This window comes from Nitrospira lenta (assembly GCF_900403705.1).
Taxonomy (GTDB): domain Bacteria; phylum Nitrospirota; class Nitrospiria; order Nitrospirales; family Nitrospiraceae; genus Nitrospira_D; species Nitrospira_D lenta.
Map to the genome: position 1 here is coordinate 18,429 of NZ_OUNR01000017.1, position 20,408 is coordinate 38,836.

The 20,408-nt window shown below is 59.9% G+C and carries 15 protein-coding genes; 8 read left to right on the forward strand and 7 right to left on the reverse strand.

What is annotated here, in order from left to right; all coding sequences use genetic code 11:
- The first annotated feature begins 33 nt into the window (after window positions 1-33).
- The 4 genes from metG (at window position 34) to NITLEN_RS11825 (ending at window position 4,457) form a co-directional block, all read left to right on the forward strand.
- Window positions 34-2,103, forward strand: coding sequence for a methionine--tRNA ligase (gene metG / locus NITLEN_RS11810; RefSeq protein WP_121989825.1), 2,070 nt, complete (start codon window positions 34-36; stop codon window positions 2,101-2,103).
- On the forward strand, window positions 2,100-2,966 hold the full coding sequence (locus NITLEN_RS11815) for a hypothetical protein (RefSeq protein ID WP_121989826.1): 867 nt from the start codon (window positions 2,100-2,102) through the stop codon (window positions 2,964-2,966). The genes metG and NITLEN_RS11815 overlap by 4 nt, the downstream gene beginning before the upstream one ends.
- Window positions 2,963-3,625, forward strand: coding sequence for a class I SAM-dependent methyltransferase (locus NITLEN_RS11820; protein WP_121989827.1), 663 nt, complete (start codon window positions 2,963-2,965; stop codon window positions 3,623-3,625). Before NITLEN_RS11815 ends, NITLEN_RS11820 begins: the two co-directional genes overlap by 4 nt.
- 208 nt (window positions 3,626-3,833) lie before the next feature.
- Window positions 3,834-4,457, forward strand: a complete 624-nt coding sequence (locus NITLEN_RS11825) for a hypothetical protein (RefSeq protein ID WP_121989828.1) — start codon at window positions 3,834-3,836, stop codon at window positions 4,455-4,457.
- Between the two features lie 242 nt (window positions 4,458-4,699).
- Here NITLEN_RS11825 and NITLEN_RS11830 read toward each other — a convergent pair whose 3' ends face one another.
- Window positions 4,700-5,575 (reverse strand): alkaline phosphatase family protein, encoded by an 876-nt coding sequence (locus tag NITLEN_RS11830; protein WP_121989829.1) that lies wholly within the window; start codon window positions 5,573-5,575, stop codon window positions 4,700-4,702.
- 195 nt (window positions 5,576-5,770) lie between these two features.
- On the opposite strand from NITLEN_RS11830, the gene NITLEN_RS11835 reads away from it, so the two are divergent.
- The 3 genes from NITLEN_RS11835 (at window position 5,771) to NITLEN_RS11850 (ending at window position 10,749) form a co-directional block, all read left to right on the forward strand.
- Entirely contained in the window at window positions 5,771-8,134 is a 2,364-nt protein-coding gene (locus NITLEN_RS11835) for a fatty acid cis/trans isomerase (RefSeq protein ID WP_121989830.1), read from the forward strand.
- A gap of 121 nt (window positions 8,135-8,255) precedes the next feature.
- Window positions 8,256-9,200 (forward strand): cation diffusion facilitator family transporter, encoded by a 945-nt coding sequence (locus NITLEN_RS11840; RefSeq protein ID WP_121989831.1) that lies wholly within the window; start codon window positions 8,256-8,258, stop codon window positions 9,198-9,200.
- 595 nt (window positions 9,201-9,795) lie between these two features.
- On the forward strand, window positions 9,796-10,749 hold the full coding sequence (locus tag NITLEN_RS11850) for a CobW family GTP-binding protein (RefSeq protein ID WP_121989833.1): 954 nt from the start codon (window positions 9,796-9,798) through the stop codon (window positions 10,747-10,749).
- Window positions 10,750-10,775: 26 nt separating this feature from the next.
- On the opposite strand, the gene NITLEN_RS11855 is transcribed toward NITLEN_RS11850, so the two are convergent.
- The 4 genes from NITLEN_RS11855 to NITLEN_RS18150 all read right to left on the reverse strand — a co-directional run bounded on the left by NITLEN_RS11855 (window position 10,776) and on the right by NITLEN_RS18150 (window position 14,805).
- The gene (locus NITLEN_RS11855; RefSeq protein WP_121989834.1) at window positions 10,776-11,342 is read right to left on the reverse strand and encodes a phosphatase PAP2 family protein; all 567 of its coding nucleotides are present in this window, start codon (window positions 11,340-11,342) and stop codon (window positions 10,776-10,778) included.
- Window positions 11,343-11,386: 44 nt separating this feature from the next.
- Complete coding sequence (locus NITLEN_RS11860) at window positions 11,387-11,815, reverse strand: energy transducer TonB family protein (protein ID WP_245924448.1); 429 nt, start codon at window positions 11,813-11,815, stop codon at window positions 11,387-11,389.
- Window positions 11,816-11,969: 154 nt separating this feature from the next.
- On the reverse strand, window positions 11,970-14,387 hold the full coding sequence (locus tag NITLEN_RS11865) for a TonB-dependent receptor (RefSeq protein WP_181416828.1): 2,418 nt from the start codon (window positions 14,385-14,387) through the stop codon (window positions 11,970-11,972).
- 91 nt (window positions 14,388-14,478) lie between these two features.
- Entirely contained in the window at window positions 14,479-14,805 is a 327-nt protein-coding gene (locus NITLEN_RS18150; RefSeq protein ID WP_181416829.1) for a hypothetical protein, read from the reverse strand.
- Between the two features lie 193 nt (window positions 14,806-14,998).
- On the opposite strand from NITLEN_RS18150, the gene NITLEN_RS11870 reads away from it, so the two are divergent.
- The gene (locus NITLEN_RS11870) at window positions 14,999-16,057 is read left to right on the forward strand and encodes a 3-deoxy-7-phosphoheptulonate synthase (protein WP_121990164.1); all 1,059 of its coding nucleotides are present in this window, start codon (window positions 14,999-15,001) and stop codon (window positions 16,055-16,057) included.
- Between the two features lie 24 nt (window positions 16,058-16,081).
- On the opposite strand, the gene NITLEN_RS11875 is transcribed toward NITLEN_RS11870, so the two are convergent.
- Window positions 16,082-19,150, reverse strand: coding sequence for an efflux RND transporter permease subunit (locus tag NITLEN_RS11875; RefSeq protein ID WP_121989837.1), 3,069 nt, complete (start codon window positions 19,148-19,150; stop codon window positions 16,082-16,084).
- 72 nt (window positions 19,151-19,222) lie between these two features.
- Entirely contained in the window at window positions 19,223-20,281 is a 1,059-nt protein-coding gene (locus NITLEN_RS11880; protein WP_181416830.1) for an efflux RND transporter periplasmic adaptor subunit, read from the reverse strand.
- Between the last annotated feature and the right edge of the window lie 127 nt (window positions 20,282-20,408).

Consider the following 20,408-nt stretch of genomic DNA (forward strand, 5'->3'; position numbering starts at 1 on the left):
TCCGTCGGGCAACCTGCTATCTTCCTACTCGCAATGCGCGATCAAAATACCTTCTACATCACGACCCCGATTTACTACGTGAACGATGTGCCGCACATCGGCCACGCCTATACCACCGTCGCCGCCGACGTGCTCGCGCGGTACTGGCGCCTGCGAGGTCGCGACGTCATGTTCCTGACCGGCCTCGACGAACACGGACAGAAAGTCCAGCAGGCGGCAGCCAAAGCCGGGATCGATCCGCAGGCCCATTGCGACAACCTGGCGCCACAATTCCAAGACCTCTGGAAGCGGTTGAACATTTCGAATAATGCCTTCATCCGCACCACCGATGCCCCGCACCAAAAAGTCGTTCAACACTTCCTTCAAGAGCTCTACGATAAACAGCTGATTTATAAAGATTCGTACACTGGATGGTACTGCACGTTCGACGAGCGATTCTGGACTGAAAAGGACGTCGTGGGAGGCATCTGCCCCGACTGTAAACGCCCCATCGAACAGCTCAGCGAGCACAACTATTTCTTCAAGATGGGGCAGTATCAGGAACAGCTCATCCACCACATCAAACAGCACCCGCACTTCATCCGGCCCGAGTCCCGCCGTAACGAAGTCCTGGGATTCCTGACCACGCAGAAGCTCGGCGACCTGTCGATCTCCAGGCCCAAGTCGCGCCTCTCATGGGGGATCGAGTTGCCCTTCGATCACGAGTACGTCACCTACGTCTGGTTCGATGCGCTGGTGAACTACATCTCCGCATTGGAATACAAGCTGGAAACACCCGCGGTCGATCGGTACTGGCCCGCCTCGGTCCATCTCGTCGGCAAAGACATTCTGACGACCCACGCGGTCTATTGGTCGACCATGTTGATGGCGTTGAACCTGCCGCTGCCGGAAACCATCTTCGCGCACGGCTGGTGGACGGTTGACGGCGAGAAGATGTCGAAGAGCCGCGGCAACGTCGTCGATCCCAACAAGATGGTCGAGACCTACGGCATCGACGCGTTCCGGTACTTCCTCTTGCGCGAAGTACCCTTCGGGCAGGATGGAGACTTCTCCCAGACTGCCATGGTCACGACCATTAACAGCGACCTGGCCAACGGCATCGGCAATCTGCTCAGCCGCACGCTCACAATGATCGAGCGCTTCACCGACGGAAAGATTCCGGCCAGCGGCCCGCCCGCACTCCCGGAACTCGAAGAGAAGATCGCTCAAGCCGCCACGCAATTGCCGGCCATATTGGAACGCGGCTTCAGCGCCCTTACCTTCCGCGACAATCTGCATGCGATCGGCGAACTGGTCAGCCTCTGCGACGAATACATCGACAAAGCCGCACCCTGGAAACTGGCCAAAAATCCCGACGACGCGCCGAAACTCAAGACCGTCCTGAACTACGCCGCCCGCGCCTTGCGCCTGCTGGCTGTCTCGCTCCATCCGTTTATGCCGCAGACGACGGAGCAGCTAGCCCGGCAACTCGGCTATCACTTCGATTTCTCCAACGCGATTCCGGCCACCGCCTACCAGTGGGACAGTCCCGTGGCCGAGCTTGCGATCGCCAAGGGAGCCCCGCTGTTCCCGCGTATTGAAATCCCCGCAACTGCCCCGACCGCAACGCCAAAAGATGCGGCCAAGACACAGAAAGAATCCTCGAAAAAAGGAGCCAAACCAGTGAGCGACACACCCACAACTCCGCAACCAATTACTGCCGCAGCCACGACACCCGCCACTGCAACAACAGCAGCGGCACCGGCAGCACCAGCAACTGCGCCCGCACCAGCCGCGCCGCCGCAGATCAGTATCGACGACTTCATGAAGATTCAGCTGAAGACGGCGAAAGTCATTAGCGCGGAGCGCGTACCGAAGTCGGAGAAGCTGCTGAAGCTCCAAGTCTCACTCGGCACGGAGCAACGGCAGATCGTGGCGGGAATCGGCAAGAAGTATGAGCCCGACGCGCTCGTTGGCAAGATGATCGTCATCGTCGCCAATCTGAAACCGGCGAAGCTCATGGGCATCGAGTCGCAGGGCATGGTTCTGGCCGCCGGCGACAGCGAAGTACGCGGCCTCGCCACAATTCTGGAAGAAGTGGAACCGGGCACCAAGGTGAAATGAACCGAGCGGGTATCAGGCTCCGCCTTCTCCTCCTCTCGTTCCTCCTGATGCCCCTGCCCTGCCTCGCCCTCCCCGCACCGGAAGAGGCGCCGCCAGACCTGCACCTGAACGATCCCAAACCCACGACCGTCCTCGTGCGCGTCGTCGCCCACGGCTCGATGGTGCTGGGGAAAGAAGTCGGCGGCGCGCGCGTCACCATCACAGACGTTGCGACCGGCCAGATTCTCGCCACCGGCATTCAACAGGGCGATGCCGGCGATCAGAATCAGATCATGCGCACCCCGCGCCTCATGGAAGAAGCCCACTACAGCAGCCGCCCCGCTGCCGTCTTCACCGCCACGCTCGACTTAGTCACGCCGACCCTCGTCGATATTGCCGCCGAAGGACCACTGGCTTTTCCAGCAGCCACGCAACGAGTGTCCACGCGCGCCTGGCTGATCCCCGGCCATGACCTCACCAGCGACGGCATCGTGCTCACGCTCTACGGCTACATCGTTCAGATCGAACATCCGAAATCCGTCGGCGGCGGCCTCATTGCGAAGGATGACGTCGTCCTGCGCGCCTCCGTCCTCACTCTTTCCGGCGCGCTCGTCCGCCCCCATGGCGATTGGGACTCGCGCAAAGTGCATATCTATGGCGAGTTGCTCATCGGCACAAAAGTGATGGAGCGCTTGCAGATGTTCTACAGCGGCGACAACGCCAGTTTCGAAGCGCCTTTCTTCGTACCGCTTCCCAAAGATGCACCGGACGGCATCACCCTCCGCGTCGTCGCCGCCGATCCGTCGAGCGGCAACTTCGGTGTAGCCGAAGCCAAGTTCCCGGTGCTCAGTGAACGGTTACCCCCCAAGAGGTCCTCGCCATGAAAACAATCGTCCTGCTCGCAGCCCTGTGCATCACCCTCGCCGGCTCCGCACTCGCGGAAGAGCAGCACCAGCATCGCCGTCCTGACGACATCAAACAATATCTGGAACATCTCGACAGTACGGAGCGGGATCGCTATCAAAAGCCTTCCGAGGTGATCGAGGCGCTCAGATTGAAACCGGGCATGGCAATCGCCGATCTCGGCTCCGGGTCAGGCTACTTCACCCGCCGCTTCATCGAAGCTGTCACCGAGACCGGAATGGTCTATGCCGTGGATGTCGAGCCGGAAATGCTCGCCTATGCCAAAGAGAGCGTCATCCACATGCACACCGCCTATACGGCCGAGTTCATCCTCGCGCAGCCGGATAATCCCAAGCTGCCGTTCGCATCCGTCGATCTCCTCTTCGTCTGCAACACCATCCATCATCTTGAGAACCGGTCAAAGTACTTCAGCGACCTCAAATCGTCCCTCAAGCCGGGAGCGCGCATCGCCATCATCGACTTCTACCCCGACGAACGGTCCGGCGACCTCGGATTCCCGAAACACCATCTCGTTGCACGTGGCACCATCGTCCAGGAAATGACCGCAGCCGGATACCAGCTCGCACGCGAGCACAGCTTTCTGCCGAAACAGTACTTTCTGGAATTCGTGGTGAAGTAGATGGGATGTGAGCCCATTCAAGGATGGCCCTTAGGCCGATCTGCATAAGAATCCAGGCAGATGGTCCCACAGTCACAACTCATTGAAACAGTAAATAGATATGGCGTATGGTTCGCAAACAGTAGCAGCGTCTTAATACGGACAGAACTGGTGGATCCGGCTCTTATGCGGATCGCCCTAAACATAGTTAGACTGTCACGCGCACACCATGCTCAATACGCTCATTTCACTGACGGAAACCGGGGAGTTCGAGGACAACGGAACCATCCGGTTTGAGTCGGCGCAGGGCACGCAAGATGGTTTCTTGCTTGATTTTGGTGTCAATCCCGGTGACGAGACTGGCGAGCAGCGGTGGCGAATCCGATGCAGTGGAGTCCGCGACTACCGACTCCACTTTGAGTTTACCGAAAGTATTCGAGTGGTCTCAGAGCATCCTATCCTATTGCCGTTCGTTGAGCAGGTCACCAGCCTCTTCTTCACCGGTCCAGCGCAGAATCCGCTGGCAACGGTTGGAGCCTTGTGGGAGTGCCACCGGCGTTTGGTTGGCAGTTGGTTTCCTTTCGAGAGGTTTCTAAACCTGTTGCCTAATGGATTGTCTGAGCTGTTGGCAACATCGGGCGGCCAGCTTGCATCTGGTCCGGTGTCTGTGATGAAAGCGTATGCGGATGTCCTAACCGCGCACGGAGTGAGATTGTCCATGCTGCCACCTCGATCACTGAAGTATTGGAACGACGGCCAGTGGGTGATTCCAAATCACACGTTGCACACATTGATTCTCGAGAGTTCCTATGTTGTTGCTGAGACATTTGATGGCGAGAGATTGGGGGCCTAACCGTACACTGCAGCGAACCCTGCCATTCCGCTCCGGTTACAATCGAACGTCCTCATGGGGCTGGCCGCTGAGCTTGAGCCGTTAAAAGCTCAAGAATCTTATGGCGATCGCACTTGCCAGGAAAAGGAAAAGCATCCAAATTCCCTTTCAACTCGCCCTCCCTCCAATACTTATGCGCTTCCTGATGGACCTTGAAGAGAATGTTGATTCGCGTCTAATACTGACATCTCCGGTCAGCCTCGTTACGGATTGGTCGGGACTTTCCAGATTTGAGTGATCGGCTCGGCATCGGCGCTCGCGCCTGAGTGGGAGAGGCCGTAGAGATCTTCGATGGTGCGCAGGACGTTGTAGTGGGTGATCCGCTGGTCGTAGCGCCCCGCTTTCACCATGGGGCCGACGAAGAGCGTCACGATCCGGTTGTTCTCCTTGGCGTGATCATTATCTTCATCCCACGTCACAATCAGCAGACTGTTGTGCTGCTGAGCCCACTGAACATAAGCTTCCAGATGATCTCGAAGCCAGCGATCCCCCGTTTGAATCGCCTCTGGATCTTTGCCGTGATGCATGTCGTTCACCTGGTTCGGCACGACGATGCTGACCGTGGGGAGCGCACGATAATCGGCCGGGAAATTCGTCAGAGGCAGATTGATCTCTGCCGGGAGGCCATTGGTCGGGCTGTTCTGCCAATTTGCCCACGGATTATGTTTGCGGGCATAGCTTCCGTCTTTGCAGGTCAACGAGCCCGCTGCGGGCAGGTCTTCTGAATATCCGGCAAACGTCAGCCCGGCTGCCAGCAATGCATGGCCAAGATTCGGTGTCGTAAATGTATGCGGGCACGAATTGTCGGTGATGTTCTGCGTCGATCCAGAAAACAACGCGAGGTAGTTCGGCTGGCTCGGGTGGGTGATCCCAAATGACTGCGTCAGCAGCGCTCCCTTGGCGGCCAATTCATTGAGGTAGGGCGCATGGGGCGAATCGATGATCTGGCTGTAGGAATGGTTCTCTTCGATCACCATGACAATGTGATCGGGTTTTGACAACGTGACAGGCGTCGGGCGTTCGACTTCGGGTGAAGATGCCGCCAGCACACAGGCACCCATGGCCAACGAAATCGCCATTGCACCGAAAATCACTCTCCCATGTATGAGCATGAGATGGTGTACCACTCCGCCCGCTGATTTACCACTACGACCATTTCGCAGTTTAGAAATGGCCACAGAAAGATGGGAGTCGGTCCTTAGCAGGCTCCAGCGCTTAACCGCTAGCCTTATGCTACAGTAGGCGCGGATACACCAGACGAAGGAGCGGCCGCGATGATCGGATTCTATCGGAGGCTTCTGAGGAGCGGATGTAGAGCGACCCTTTTACTCAGCCTGTCGGCCGGTTGCACACAGGCGGTTGCCCCCAAACCTGCCGGGCTGCCGGAAGCGAGGCCACTGCCGCCGAGTTCAGCGGGCATTGCACCTATCGACTATTGGCGCGACATCCGCCCGGTATTGGAGCGGCGCTGCGTAGTCTGTCACGGCTGTTACGACTCCCCCTGCCAACTCAATTTGAGTGCGCCTGAAGGCCTCACCCGCGGGGCGAACAAAAATCCAGTCTACAATAGCACGCGTCTGTTGATGGCCGAACCGACGCGTCTGTTCGACGACGCGCAGACGGTGGCAGAGTGGCGCAAGAAGGATTTCTTTCCCGTCATCCAGGAACAGACCCACGCGACGGTGCAAGAGCGGCGCGCGAGCGTCTTGGCGCGTTCGCTGATGCTCAAGCAGGCCGCGCCCCTTCCTCCGGATCCGCTGTTGCCGGATTCATTCGATCTGAGCTTGGCTGCCCAGCAGTACTGTCCCACTGAGTCGCAGTTCAGCAAGTTTGCCCAAGCCCACCCGCTCTGGGGCATGCCCTACGGCCTGCCTGGGCTGAATGATGAAGAACACCGCCTTCTCATGCAATGGATTGAACAAGGGGCGCCGCTCCGGGAACCGGATCCGGGCGCGTCCGCGCCGCTCGACCAGATCGTGGAATGGGAGACCTTTCTCAACGGCGACTCCCCGAAGCAGCAATTGATGAGCCGGTATCTCTATGAACATCTCCACCTGGCTCATTTGTATTTCGATATGCGCCAAGACCGGCTGTGGTTTCGCGTAGTCCGTTCTCGCTCGGCGCCGGGACAACCGATCGATCTGATCGCCACGCGCCGGCCGTATGACGATCCCGGCGTGCCGCGCGCATACTACCGTCTCCAGCCCGTCCAAGAGACCGTGCTGGCCAAAACGCACACGCCCTATGCGCTCAATTCCACGCGGATGGAACGCTACAGACAGCTCTTTCTCGATGCCGCCTATGAAGTCCGCGCGCTGCCTTCCTATGAGACCAGCGTGGCCTCCAACCCATTCGTGGCCTTTCGTGACCTGCCCATTCGCTCCCGCTACCGGTTTCTTCTCGACGATGCACTCGTGTTCGTCATGCAGTTCATCAAGGGACCGGTCTGTCGCGGCCAAACGGCGTTGGATGTCATCGATGACCAATTCTGGATCTTTTTCGTGGATCCCAACAGCGGAGCACTCGATGGTAGTGAAGCGTTCTTCGCGGACAATAGCAGCCATCTCTACATGCCGACGTCAGAGGGTTCGACCCCGCTGGGACTGTTCTCCTGGCTGAAGTACTCCCATATGCAGAATGAATTTCTCAAGGCAAAGAAGGCCCGCATCGAAAGCCTCGATCTCCAAGACGAAGCGGCCAATCTCGCCTTTATCTGGGATGGATCCGGCCAGAACCAGAACGCCGCCCTCACCGTCTTTCGTCACGCCGACAGCAGCTCGGTCGTGCAAGGCCTGGTTGGGGATGAACCCAAAACGGCTTGGTTATTGTCCTACGATCTGTTGGAGCGGATTTACTATCTGCTGGTCGCCGGGTTCGACGTCTATAGCTTTGCCGGGCATCAGCTCGACACGCGGCTGTACATGGACTTTCTGCGCATGGAAGGGGAATCCCATTTTCTCATGATGCTGCCGGAACAGGAACGCGCGCGGCTGCGGGACTTCTGGTACCGGGATGCACCGCAGTCGATCAAGGAGCAGGTCTACGGACGGCCGATTGCCGCGCCGAAGAAAATCAAGATTCAGTACCAGACCGACGAGCCCAAACGAGAGCTGTTCGACCTGCTGCGAAACCGGCTGGGGCAGGCGGTAAATCAGGCCTACGATACGGCCAACGAACCCGATAGCGAACTCGCCCAGGCGCTCCACGCACTGGCGCACGTAAAGGGACGAGCGCTGCAGTGGTTGCCCGAGATGGCCGTGCTGAGCGTCAGCGACGGCGCCGCGCCGGATCGCCACTTTACCCTGTTGCACAACAACGGGTTTCTCAACCTCACCGCGCTCTTCGACCCCCTCTCCAACCGTCTTCCGGATGAGGACAGCCTGACCGTCGCGCGAGGGATCATCGGGGCTTACCCCAATGCCTTCTATCGTGTCCAGAAATCGGAACTGCCGGCGTTCATTGCAGCGGTCGCCGGTCTCGGCGGCGAGGCAGACTATCGCCAATTCGCCTCGCGCTTCGCCGTGCGCCGTACCAGTCCGCATTTCTGGCCGCACAGCGATGCCGTGCAGAACGCCTATCAGAAGCTCGATCCGATCGGCGGGGGATTGCTGGACTACAACCGATTGGAGAATCGGTAGCCTGCGACTCTGCCCGCGATTAGGTTGCGGCGGAGTCGGCCGAAACACCGGCGCGTTCACGCCCGCATCTACGATCCCGCCAACGCTTGCCGTGATCCGATGACCGTGCGACACTACGTATATGACCGGCCTCGCCTCATTTGAGCATTTACGTTCCCGCCTCTACCTTTCGCTGGGGCTGAATGCCCTCGTCATCACCGCCGAATTCATCGGCGGCTTCCTCCTCGACAGCGTCGGCCTCATGAGCGACGCGGGGCACAATCTCGTCGATCAAGGCGCGCTCTTTCTGGCGCTCTATGCACACATCCTCACCAGGCAGCCGGCCAGCGAAACGCGCACGTTCGGCTACCATCGCGCCGGCGTCATTGCGGCCTTTCTCAACTCGTTCATCCTGGTGCTGACGGCCGCCGGCATTACGCTCGTGGGACTCAAACGGTTGTTGCACCCCGTCCCCGTCGATGGCGGATGGATCATGGGCATCGCCGCCATGAGCTTTGTGGCCAATCTCAGCATCGCCCTGCTGCTCCAGCAGGGCGCGAAAGACGACCTGAATATCCGCAGCGCCTTTTGGCACATGCTGGGCGATGCCTGGGTCTCACTCGGCGTCGTACTGAGCGGCGGGGCGATCATGCTGACCGGCTGGACGGTACTCGATCCGCTCATCAGTCTCCTCGTCGTCATCGCGATTCTCCATGGCGCCTGGCCGCTGTTCAAAGAATCCCTCGATGTGCTGCTCGAATCTACCCCGCCGACGATCAGCGCGTCACAAGTCGCCGCCACCATCGAGTCCATGCCCGGCGTGAAGAACGTGCACGATCTCCACATCTGGGCCGTGGAGCCCCGGCTCATCATGCTGACCGCCCATGTGCTGGTCGATGGAGATGACGCGGCCCTCACCAATACACTCCTCCGCTCGATCCATGAGCGGATTACCTCCGACTTCGGCATCAAGCACATGACGGTTCAACTAGAGACTCATTGCAGCGATCCCGCCGACGTTCATTGCGACCTGACTAAACTCACCGCACAGCATCCCGAGCTCGAAGCCCTCACCCACCACCATTGAGTGGTTACATCAGCGGGTTGAAAACTGTTTCAGAGGGGTAGGAAACGGCGGGAAACGCAAGTACCGCAAGATCAGGAACTGGCTCCCTTCTCTCTTCCAAGAAGCCACCTCAGACAGCCTCCGAGTATTGCTCCATTAATGGCTACAGCAATCAACAACACTGCCTGGATGCGAAACAACGCATGCGCGTATGCAAACTTAGTTAATAGCAGATCACTCCATGGCCATCCGGCATAGTAGGTCGGGATATATCCCAGTCGCTTGTACTCATCTGTCATATCCGCTGGAATCAGAACAACGAAAAGAAAGAGATTCCACAAGAAAACGGCCAGCGCGGCAATGAGCCCCCAACTGAATGGATTCAATCTATATTTCATTCGCCATCACACGCAGGCCTGAACGTTCTCGACATCATTTTCATTGCACATTGTATCTCGATAAGCGCTGAGTGCAAGGCTTCCTCTTCTTCATCAAGACCATATGACACATCCATTAACCGACATCTGCCATCACACCTCTCCGCCCTTCATGTCTAGGCTCGATCCAGGTAGAATGCCTTCACGGCTTACGAACTCTTACTATTGGAATACCGATCATGCCTTCTCCCGTCCCCTTCTATCTCCTTTGTGGTTCCCTTGGTGCCGGCAAAACCACGCTCTTGATGCGCCTGCTGGAATATTGGAAGAGTCAGGGCCTTCGTGCCGGGGTCCTGATGAACGAGGCCGGCGAGGTGAGCATCGACGGTCCGCGCGCCGGCACGATCGCCGAACAGGTGATGAATCTGGCGGGCGGCTGCGTCTGCTGCGACACAAAAGAAGATCTCTCCTGGGGCATCGCGCAGCTCGTCAACGATGCCGCCTCCGATGTCGTAATCATCGAGTGTTCCGGGCTGGCCGATCCGGCTGAAGTCATCGACGCCGTGACCGATCTCTACACCGCCCGGCTCGCCACATTGGAACGGGTGATCGCACTGCTCCACCCCATCGCCAGCGAGACCAGCCACTCCAGCCAGTATGTCACCGCTCAGGCGATTCGCTGTGCGGACGAACTCATCCTCAATAAACAGGATCTCTATGTGCCGGGCCACTGGGAGGGATTCAAAAGCGGGATCGTGAAACAGAACCCCTATGCCCGCATCTGGGAAACCACGCAGGCGCGCATCGACGCGGCGGCGCTCCTGGCGCCGATGCACCAGGCCAGGCCGGCCAAACAGACAAACGTGGTCTTCGGCGAGCCTCGGCCATCAAGCTCACACAAACGGGCGGACTATCACCCCATCGCGACAACCGTGAAACTTCCGGCGCCACTGAATCGCACCAGCTTCGAAGCTTGGACCAAGTCGCTGCCCAAAGAACTCGAACGGGCCAAAGGCTTCTTTCGCTTCGCAGGCGAGCCGGAACTCCAGGAATTTCAGTACGCTCCGCCGGGCACACCCACCATCGCCCCCATCATGCTGCTCGATGAGCCCAACCCCGCCATCGTCCTCATCGGGCGAGGCTATGACGTGGAGACCTTGCGAGCAGCATTACTGAGTTGCATGGAGTCGTAGAAACCGAAGAAGCAGGAGCGGCCGACCTACCGAGGAGAAGAGACCGGGACCTGTTCAGCCGCCCGAAATCGCGGCCACTGCAGCAACACCCAGGCGATGCCGCCGCCGATCAGCCCACCCAAGACCCAGCCGCCGAATACATCGGTCACGTAGTGCGCCCCGATATAGATCCGTGAGAGTCCCACCAGCGCGACAATCGGCCAGCTGATCCAACCGGTCTTGGGATAGAGCACGTGCAGAAACGCGGCTGCTGCCGCCGTGTTCATCGCATGGTTGGAGGGAAAGCTGAATAACCGCCCGCAGGCACCGCCTCCGGCCACGATGGCTTCCTGAATCGCATGACAAGGACGAGGGCGCGCCACCACCCACTTCAGCTGACCGCCGAGAAAATCCGATAGCCCGACGGCCCCGGCCAAGAACGGACTGCCCAGCAAGGCTTCCCACCGCCGGCGCATGATCCAATACCCGGCAGCACAGGCGACCGGCAGATAGAGCGTGCTCGTCGAACTGAGGCGGAGAAAGAGGTGGTCGAAGAATTCCGAACGGCCGGCAAGGCCGTTGATGGCAAGAAAGAGTGATTCGTCGAGGCTCATGGAGACTGACGATAAAGCGTCATTCGTCAGGCGTCAAGCGATCTTCATCTGGTCCTAAAATGGATGCGGACCGTCAGCTCACCGTCAACCATCTCGTCGCCCTTCATCTGCGGATCGAAGGTCCATTTACTAAGCGCCACAATACCAGCGGTGGTCAATTCGCGGTGCCTGGCCGGCTCCAGCACAACCACCGTCACCTTGGCATCTTTGGACACCAGCACCCTGGCCTTCATCCAGTCGTCGAGTTCCTTGCCGTCGAGTGACGCGGGAATGCCCGGCCATGGAGTCGATTTCGCCACCGGCCCCAACTGCTGGTCCTTGTTCAGCGACAGCCCGTGAACATGCACCTCCGGCAGCTCCAGCACATCGTCATGATGGTCCGTCTCATGCGTCGCCTCATCGCCGGCGGCCGCATGAGCGGCCGCCGGGAGACACAACAAACCTATTACTGAAAGGGTCAGAATCTTTTTCATAGTGACTCGCATCCTACCCTATCGATAACAGATGCTCAAACGGGCCACACCTTCTCACCCGCCCACCCCCGCGCGCCAAGACGCGCGTTTCTCCGAAAGGTCGCAGGGAGACGGGCGACTGAGAACGATGCTGGTGGCCTTGTTCGACATCTGGCTAGAAGAACCACTGGCCGCGAAAGAAGAACGACCGCGGCATCCCCGCGTGCGAGACGCCGAGCCCGATGCTCCCCTCGCCCCGATTGATGTAGTACTTCTGATCGAACAGGTTCACCACATCGAAGCCGATCAGGAACTTCTGTCCCTCCCACGGCAAGGGAATCACATGCGTGATCGACGTATTGAAGACCGTATAGGACTGGCTATGCGTCGAGTTCGTCTTCGCATCATCATCCGCCGCGGTTCGCAGGCCGGATCCGAACAGCATCTGTCCGCTGAACGTCGTCCGCTCCTTCAGCCGGTAGCTGACGAGCGCCGAACTGGTGATCATTTGCGTGTGATCGCAGAACACGCCGCCCGGCGAATTGATATCCCCGATCTCTTTCGCTTCCAGCAGAAAATGGCCGGACTGAAGGCCATACCCTTTGCATTGTCCCCAGGCCGCGTTCAACCGGGCCGTGAGATTGTCCATCACCTGGAGCTTCAGCGCTCCGTCGATGCCCCGTTGCCACCCATAGTTGAAGGCAAAGTAGTTCAATAATGGCGTCGTGCCGAACTGCCCGGCATCGGACAGGTTGCGGGCCAGCTTGTAGTATCCCGTCAACTCGAACGTCGCCCAACTGGACAGCGCGTGATAGCTGCCCACTTCAAAGTAATGCGCCCGTTCGGCCCGAGGCGCGATATTCGTCGTATCCTCCGGCGCGGCCTTCGTACCGGCTGTGTTCAACTTGGCAAAGGAAATCGCTTCCAGATTCGGCGGGGTGAACATCCGTCCGTAGAATACATGGAACACGTTCGATTGATTGGCCTTATAGGTCGCGCCGAGCCGCGGACTGAGTTGGGCTTCGTCACGGGTGTACTGGATGACATCCCCTCGCAGCCCGAGATTGAACGTCCACTGGTCATTGGGCGTCCATTGATCCTGAATCCAGAATTCCTGCCGGTACCCGATCAAGCGGTTGTCGGCATTGAGGCCGATGACCCCGCCCGTCGGATTGCCCGCGCCGTCATCTAGAAATGTCGACAGCCTGGTCTTGTTGATCGCCTGCGTTCGATCGACTTGGAACCCCGCCTTGATCAAATGCTCCTTGCTCTGGACGTAGGTGTAGTCCAGGCGAAGGCCGCCCGAATAGGCCGTGCGATCCTGACTCCCGGCGGAAAACGGTTCCGCTTCATCCGGCACATAGGCCAGCACATTCAGCGGATCGGTCTTGAACGTCGCGCGGGTGTGCCGGAAGTACCCCGCCAGACTGAAGAACTGGTTCGCCGTTACATCATGCCGCCACACCAGGTGCGCGTACTGGTTCTGCTCCTTCTGATTTTCATCCACCCGCTCCGATGGCGCCGCCGAGAATCCCGCCGGCAGCAAGCCGGTGATCGTCGCGTTCTGCGTTTGGCCCGGCAGCGTGGGAATCTGGTACTTCGCCACCGAGTTCAAAAACAACAGCGTGAAGTTGTTCGTATTATCGTGCTGATAGTCGCCGCGAAACATCGTCTGATTGCGCTCGCTCTGGCCATGAAAAATGGAGTGGCCGAGCGTCGGCGGTTCGATGCCGCGATTCGTCGAGACATAACTATTGAGGATGTAGTACCGAAACTTCTCGCCGACCGTCCCGCCGTATTCGAACGATGGGTTCACCGTCCGATTCGATCCGCCGAACATCTGCAGCGAGCCGAACCCCGGCTTCGTGCCGCTCTTGGTCGTCACATCGATCAACGCCGCCGTCTTGTTGCCGACGTTCGCCTCCATACCGCCAAGGACGATATCGGCCCGTTCCCACGCCCGCGGCGAGATGACATCGGAGAAGGTCGACGAGACGGTTTCCGGAATCGGCACGCCGTCGATGCGCAATTGCAGGTTCGCGTGGTCCTGCCGGATGTGCACCTGCTTGAGCGATCCGTAGGTGGCGCCAGGGATCGTCAGCAGCACATCGTGCAGCTCGTTGTTATTGCCGCGCGGCAGCGCTTCGATATCCTTGCGGCTCACCGAGTAGGTTTCACTCGACGCCTTGTATTGGATCGGCGCCAGCGGGGACACCACTTCCAACGCGACATCTCTGGTGTTCGTCAACGTCAGCGCCACCGGTCGCGGCGCCTCGGCCCCGATCTGCAGCACCACATACTCGCTGCGATACGTATCCTGCACGGCGCTGACCGAATAGGTCCCGGCCGCAGGCACGGCGGCGGTGAACTCGCCGGCCGCATCGGACACCGCCGTCGTGACGGTGTTCCCCTCCTGATCCTTGACCTCGATAACCACTTGCCCGACCCGGCGTAGGTCCTGGTTCTGAACCGTCCCGCGAATCGTATTGCGTGCGTCCTCCTCTGCCGCCCGAGCGACAGGCGGCATCCCACCATTCTCGACCAGGCTCCCGATAATCAGACCGGCACAAAGATGAAACCATGCGCGTCGCATACAAGATCCTCCACATTCAACATCGAACATAGATAGCCGACAGCGCCCGGCGCAGACTGCGCCGAACCCTGCACGATTCGTTGAAGGGACCTTAGCGACGCGGAGGAGCGCGGGAGGGATCGAACGAGGACGGCTCAACGGATAACAGAATCGATTCGGCAGGAAGCTCGACGAGGCGCACCAACTCACCGGCGACCAAAATCGGCGCACCGTCATCCAACGATCCGGCCGTATGGTGCTGGACCCACTGGCAGAGGTCGGTATCGGAGTGCTCGTGGCCGTCGTGATCAGCCGCCGCCAGCTCATGGTGGACATCCTGCGCAACGGCAAACGGAGCCAGTCCGAGCAGAATAGCGAGCAGCGCCAGTGACAGACACCGGCGGAGCAGCGCGTGCGAATGGAGCGAACGGAACATCATCAGTACACCCAGCGACCCGAGAGGCTGCTCACGAAGAACACGGAAAATCCGCGCCAAACTATCGAGCGGTCCCCGCTCTTGTCAAGCCATATGGACTTTTGCTGGTATTTTCGCATATCCTAACGCATCCCAAATTGAGCCCAGACAACTAACCTGAGTGGAAGAGGCCGCGATCCGCTCGCGGACAAGCACCATGAATAGACCCATCGACAATCAGCATGTCTTAGATATCAACGCGCTCCCCTCGCCCCGCGCCATCAAGACGAAGCTCCCTATTACGGATGAAGCCGCGGCGCTCGTCGTTGAAACGCGTGAGGCCATCCGCCGAATTCTCCATGGCCAGGATCGCGATCGACTGCTCGTCATCGTCGGTCCCTGCTCCATTCATGATCCCGAAGCCGCCTACGAATATGCGGCCAAGCTCAAGCCGGTAGCCGAAACCCTGCGCGACCGCCTGCTGATCGTCATGCGCACCTACTTTGAAAAGCCCCGCACGACCGTCGGCTGGAAGGGCCTCATCAACGATCCCCATCTGGACGGCACCTACGATATCGCCGCCGGCATGGAACTGGCTCGTACCATCCTCTTGAAGATCAATCAATCCGGCATGCCCTGCGCAACCGAACTGCTCGACCCGATCAGCCCGCAATATATCGCCGACCTGATCAGCTGGAGCGCCATCGGAGCCCGCACCACCGAGAGCCAGACCCATCGCGAACTGGCCAGCGGCGTGTCGATGCCGGTCGGGTTCAAGAACGGCACCGAAGGCAGCTTGCAAGTCGCCGTGAATGCCATGACCTCGGCGCGCGCCCCGCATCATTTTGTCGGCATCAACGCCGAGGGACAGAGCTCGATCATCCGAACCGCCGGCAACCCGGACCGGCACATCGTCCTCCGCGGCGGCGGCGGCAAAACCAATTATGAAGCGGAGCATGTCGCCAAAGCCGAAGCGGCGGTCGCCGGCGAAGGGATCGCCCGCTCGATCATGATCGATTGCTCCCACGACAACTCCAGCAAAGACCATAAGCGCCAGAGTCTCGTCGCTCGCGACGTGCTCCGCCAGTTCCGCGAAGGCCGTCACTCCATCATGGGCCTGATGCTCGAAAGCAATCTCAACCCCGGCAAACAGTCCTGGAAACAAGGCGTCACGCTCGCTCACGGCGTCTCGATCACCGACGCCTGTCTCGGCTGGGACGAAACCGCCGCGCTCCTGAACGAGCTGGCTGACTCGATCGCGGCCAAACCAGCCTAAGGGATCTTCGCCCGTTCGTCCCCATCACGCATCCAAGAGGTCTTGCGCCGCCTTAGGCGCCGGACCGCGCCCCGCTAGAATCGTATAGGCGGCGGGAACAAGAAATAACGTCACAATCGTCGAAACCAGCAGCCCGCCGATCAGCACGGCGCCGATTTGCCGGCGGCCGGCGGCGCCCGCTCCGGTCGCTAATACAAGCGGCAGCGCGCCCAAAATCGTGGCCATGGTCGTCATCATAATCGGGCGAAGTCGCCTCGCCGCCGCCTCGATGACCGCCTCGGTCGATTCCAAGCCCCGCTCTCGAAGCTGATTGGCAAACTCCACGATCAGAATCGCGTTCTTCGTCACCAGGCCGATTAAAATGATCACGCCGATCTGGCTGTAAATCGTGAGCGTGCCCTTGCTCACGGCCAGCGCGAGCAATGCGCCGGAGACCGCCGGCGGGACCGCCAGGAGAATCGTAAAGGGATGCCGAAAACTCTCGAACTGCGCCGAGAGCACCAAAAAGATGACCACCAGCGCCAAGGCAAACGTCATATAGAGATTGGTATTGCTCTCGATAAACGTTTTGGATTCCCCGGCATACGTCGTGCGCATAGTCGGCAGCAGGACGTCTTTCGCGGCGCCGTCGAGATAGGCCAGCGCCTGTCCCAGCGTGAAGCCTTCCGCCAACCCGGCGCTGATCGTGACGGCGCGCATGCGGTCGACATGATTCAACGATTCCGGCGCAGGCTCCTCTCTGACCGTGACGACATTGCTGAGCTGCGCCAATTCCCCTTCGTTGCCCCGGACATACAATCCGCTGATATCCGACGGCTTCTCACGGCGCCGATCGTCGATCTTCACGATCACTTTGTACTGCCGCCCGTTCTGGGTAAACGTCGTCACCGGCCGGCCGCTGAGCAGCGTTTCCAGCGTCCGCCCCACCGCCGCCACCGACACGCCGAGGTCGGCCGCTTTGTCCCGATGCGCCTCGACCGCGATATGCGGCGTATTGAGGGCCAGATTCATATCCGGCGCGAGGAATCCTGGATGGCCGGCCAATTTTCCCATCAGCCGTTCGGCGGCCTGCTGCAACTCCTGATACTCCAGGCCCCCGATGACGAACTGGACCGGGGGATACTCCGACCATTCCGCGATGGACGGCGGATTGATCAGATAAGCCTTTACGCCGGTCAACTGACCCAGCTTCCGATTTAGCGCCGCAATGATCTCCTGCTGGCTTCTCGTCCGCTCATTCCAATCGCGCAACGTCACCCAACTGGCGGCTCGGTTCACAATGGTGGGGCTCTGCCCGCGCGCCACGACCGTATAGTTCGACAGCACCTCAGGCACCGTATCGATCAACGCTTCCAACTCCCGGGCATACGTGTCGGAATAGCGAATCGTGGCGCCCTGAGGCGCGATCAGAAATGCGGAAAACCACCCGGCATCTTCGAGCGGCGCCAATTCTGACGGCAGCCGTTCCAACAGCACCAGACTGCCCACGCTTGCGCTCAAGCCGAGAATCACCACCACAGTCTTTGCCGCCACAACCCGTGTCAGCACGCGGCGATACCACCCGAGGACACGGTCGGACGCCCGCGCCGTGAACCGGTCCCAGCTCGACTGCTCGGAATCCCGGCGCAACAGCCGCCCGCACATCATCGGCGTCAGCGTCAACGCCACGAAGCCGGAAATCAACACGGCAGAGGCCACGGCGATGGCCAGCTCGGCGAAGAGCTGCCCGACGAGGCCGGAAAGAAACGCGATGGGGATAAACACCGTCACCAGCGAAATCGTTGTCGCCAGCACGGCAAATGCGATTTCGTTCGTCCCCTCAGCCGCCGCGCGAAGCGGCGGCATGCCGTCGATAATCCGCCGGTGAATGTTTTCGAGCACAATGATCGCGTCGTCGACCACGAGGCCCACCGCCAGGACCAGGCCAAGCAGCGTGAGCACATTCAACGAGCAACCGGTGACCAGCATCACAATGAACGTGCCGATGATCGAGACCGGAATCGCGACGGCCGGCACCAGCGTCGCCCGGGCGCTGCCCAGAAAGGCAAAAATGACCAGCACCACAAGGACCAGCGAGAGGCCCAACGCCACATACACTTCGTGCAGCGACGCTTCGATGGGCGCCGAACTGTCGAAGGCGATCGTCAGCGTCATGCCTTCCGGCAAACTGGCGCTGATGGCGGGCAGCTGCGCCTTGAGCGCCCGCGCGACGGCGAGCGTGTTCGCTTTGGACTGCCGCGACACGGCAATGCCTAACGAAGGCGTGCCGTTGAACCGCCCAAGCTTGCGGGTATCCTCAGCGCCGAGTTCGACGCGCGCGACATCCTTCAAGCGAACCGGATAGCCTTCGCGATAGGCCACGATCAGCCCTTCGAACTCTTCCGGCGTATGCAGCGTGCCCCTGAGCGACACGCCGAACTCCATCAACTCGCTTTCGATCCGTCCCGATGGGATCGAGGCGTTCTGGTTGCGGATCGCTTCCTCGACATCCTGAACGGTGAGCCGCCGCGCGGCGAGCTGATCGGGATCCAGCCAGATTCGCATCGCATATCGCCGCTCTCCGTCGAGATACGCCGTCGACACGCCTGACACCATGACCAATCGCGGCTTAATAAACCGTTCGGCGGTATCCGACAGTTCCAGCGCGGAATGCCGGTCGCTGGACAGCGCCACCCATAGCACTTCCGAATTGTCCGCCGCCGCTTTGGACACGATCGGCTCCTGGATGCTCAGCGGCAGCAACGAACGGATCATCGCGATCCGATCTCGCACGTCGTTCGTGGCGCCGTCCAAATCGCGCCCCAGCTCAAACTCAATGGTCACCGCCGAGACTTCCTCACGGCTGGACGACGTGATCGTTCGCAGTCCTTGAATTCCGCTGAGCGAGTCTTCGAGCGGCGTCGTGACATCCGTCTCGATGACCGAGGCGCTGGCGCCCGGATACACCGTCTGCACCGACACAATGGGCGGCTTGATATCCGGATACTCGCGGACGGACAGACGCAAGAAGCTCAGCGCACCGAACAACACCAACAGCAGCGTCATCACGAGCGCGAAAACCGGCCGGCGAATCGAGATATCCGACAGCGTCATGCCGGTCTCCGGTGCAATGGAGGGGTGTGCATCTGATTCAGCATGGAAGGAGTTCGACCGCTCTGGATCGGGTTACTTGAGTACAACGTGCAAGCCGTCATGAAGTTTGTGAGTCCCCGTCCGCACCACCCGATCGCCTTCATTCAACCCAGCGCGGACTTGGACCAGGCCCCGCTCGCGCGCGCCCGCGGAGATCTCCGTCAATCGGGCGACCTGATTCTCCACGCGAAACACCATCGTCTTCTCGCGCTGCAGAAACAGCGCTTCTTCTGGGATCAGCAGGGCCCGAGTCTCTAGGCCCAACGTCAGCCGCACCGTGGCAAACAAACCGGGACGGAGCGCGCCATCAGGATTCGGGACCGCCGCCCGGACGGCGACCGTCCGATTGACGGCTTCGACGCGCGGATCGATCGCGGAGACCTGCCCTTCGAACGGCACATCGGGAAACGCATCCGTCGTCACGACCAGCTTCTGACCCGCCACAAGCCGGCCGAGCCATACTTCCGGAACCTTGAAATCCACATGGAGCATGCGCAGATCTTCAAGATTGACGATATCCTGTCCGGGCTGGACATAATCCCCGACCGACACGCGGCGCAGGCCCAGCGTCCCGGCGAACGGCGCGCGGATGACGGATTTTTTCAGACGGACGGCATAGAGCACGTTGTTGGCGGCGGCGGCTTGCAGAGCCAGCCTCGCTTCGTCCACTTGCTGCGCCGGAACAATCGTCGTCTGTTGGCCGGACAGCCGCTTCAGCCGTTCATAGGTGACCTGGGCGATTTTTTCCTGGGCGGCAGCTTGATTGGCTTGCGCTTGCAGCTCTTCTTGATCCAGCTCGATAAGGGGCGCCGCGCGCTCGACGGACTGCCCGTCCGAAAAATCGATCCGGCGAATGACCCCGGATATTTCCGGCCTCACCGTGATGGACGCGACCGCCTGTAGCGTCCCGACCGCCTGAATCGATTCCGTGATCGATCCGACGGTCACCGCTGCGGCATCCACCAGTATCGAACTGTCGCTGTCCTCTTTCGGCACCGCCGACTCGATCGTGGAACGATCCCATAGCCTGAGCGCCACGATGGCGACGACTCCGCACAACAGGAGAACGGCTGCAATTGTTTTATGGTTCACAGTACAGAACATCCGTTTATATCAGCGATCCCGACGCTAGGGAGAAGTCCTCGCCGGACAAACCTCGCCCCCTGGATCTTTATAAGACGTATGAACCAGGCAAAACCGCACCCGCAGATCAGGCCTG

Excerpts from the sequence above, each read along its gene's own strand:
- metG (WP_121989825.1), top strand. The coding sequence starts at position 34 with ATGCGCGATCAAAATACCTTCTACATCACGACCCCGATTTACTACGTG.
- NITLEN_RS11815 (WP_121989826.1), top strand. The coding sequence starts at position 2,100 with ATGAACCGAGCGGGTATCAGGCTCCGCCTTCTCCTCCTCTCGTTCCTC.
- NITLEN_RS11820 (WP_121989827.1), top strand. The coding sequence starts at position 2,963 with ATGAAAACAATCGTCCTGCTCGCAGCCCTGTGCATCACCCTCGCCGGC.
- NITLEN_RS11825 (WP_121989828.1), top strand. The coding sequence starts at position 3,834 with ATGCTCAATACGCTCATTTCACTGACGGAAACCGGGGAGTTCGAGGAC.
- NITLEN_RS11830 (WP_121989829.1), bottom strand. The coding sequence starts at position 5,575 with ATGGCGATTTCGTTGGCCATGGGTGCCTGTGTGCTGGCGGCATCTTCA.
- NITLEN_RS11835 (WP_121989830.1), top strand. The coding sequence starts at position 5,771 with ATGATCGGATTCTATCGGAGGCTTCTGAGGAGCGGATGTAGAGCGACC.
- NITLEN_RS11840 (WP_121989831.1), top strand. The coding sequence starts at position 8,256 with ATGACCGGCCTCGCCTCATTTGAGCATTTACGTTCCCGCCTCTACCTT.
- NITLEN_RS11850 (WP_121989833.1), top strand. The coding sequence starts at position 9,796 with ATGCCTTCTCCCGTCCCCTTCTATCTCCTTTGTGGTTCCCTTGGTGCC.
- NITLEN_RS11855 (WP_121989834.1), bottom strand. The coding sequence starts at position 11,342 with ATGAGCCTCGACGAATCACTCTTTCTTGCCATCAACGGCCTTGCCGGC.
- NITLEN_RS11860 (WP_245924448.1), bottom strand. The coding sequence starts at position 11,815 with ATGAAAAAGATTCTGACCCTTTCAGTAATAGGTTTGTTGTGTCTCCCG.
- NITLEN_RS11865 (WP_181416828.1), bottom strand. The coding sequence starts at position 14,387 with ATGCGACGCGCATGGTTTCATCTTTGTGCCGGTCTGATTATCGGGAGC.
- NITLEN_RS18150 (WP_181416829.1), bottom strand. The coding sequence starts at position 14,805 with ATGATGTTCCGTTCGCTCCATTCGCACGCGCTGCTCCGCCGGTGTCTG.
- NITLEN_RS11870 (WP_121990164.1), top strand. The coding sequence starts at position 14,999 with ATGAATAGACCCATCGACAATCAGCATGTCTTAGATATCAACGCGCTC.
- NITLEN_RS11875 (WP_121989837.1), bottom strand. The coding sequence starts at position 19,150 with ATGACGCTGTCGGATATCTCGATTCGCCGGCCGGTTTTCGCGCTCGTG.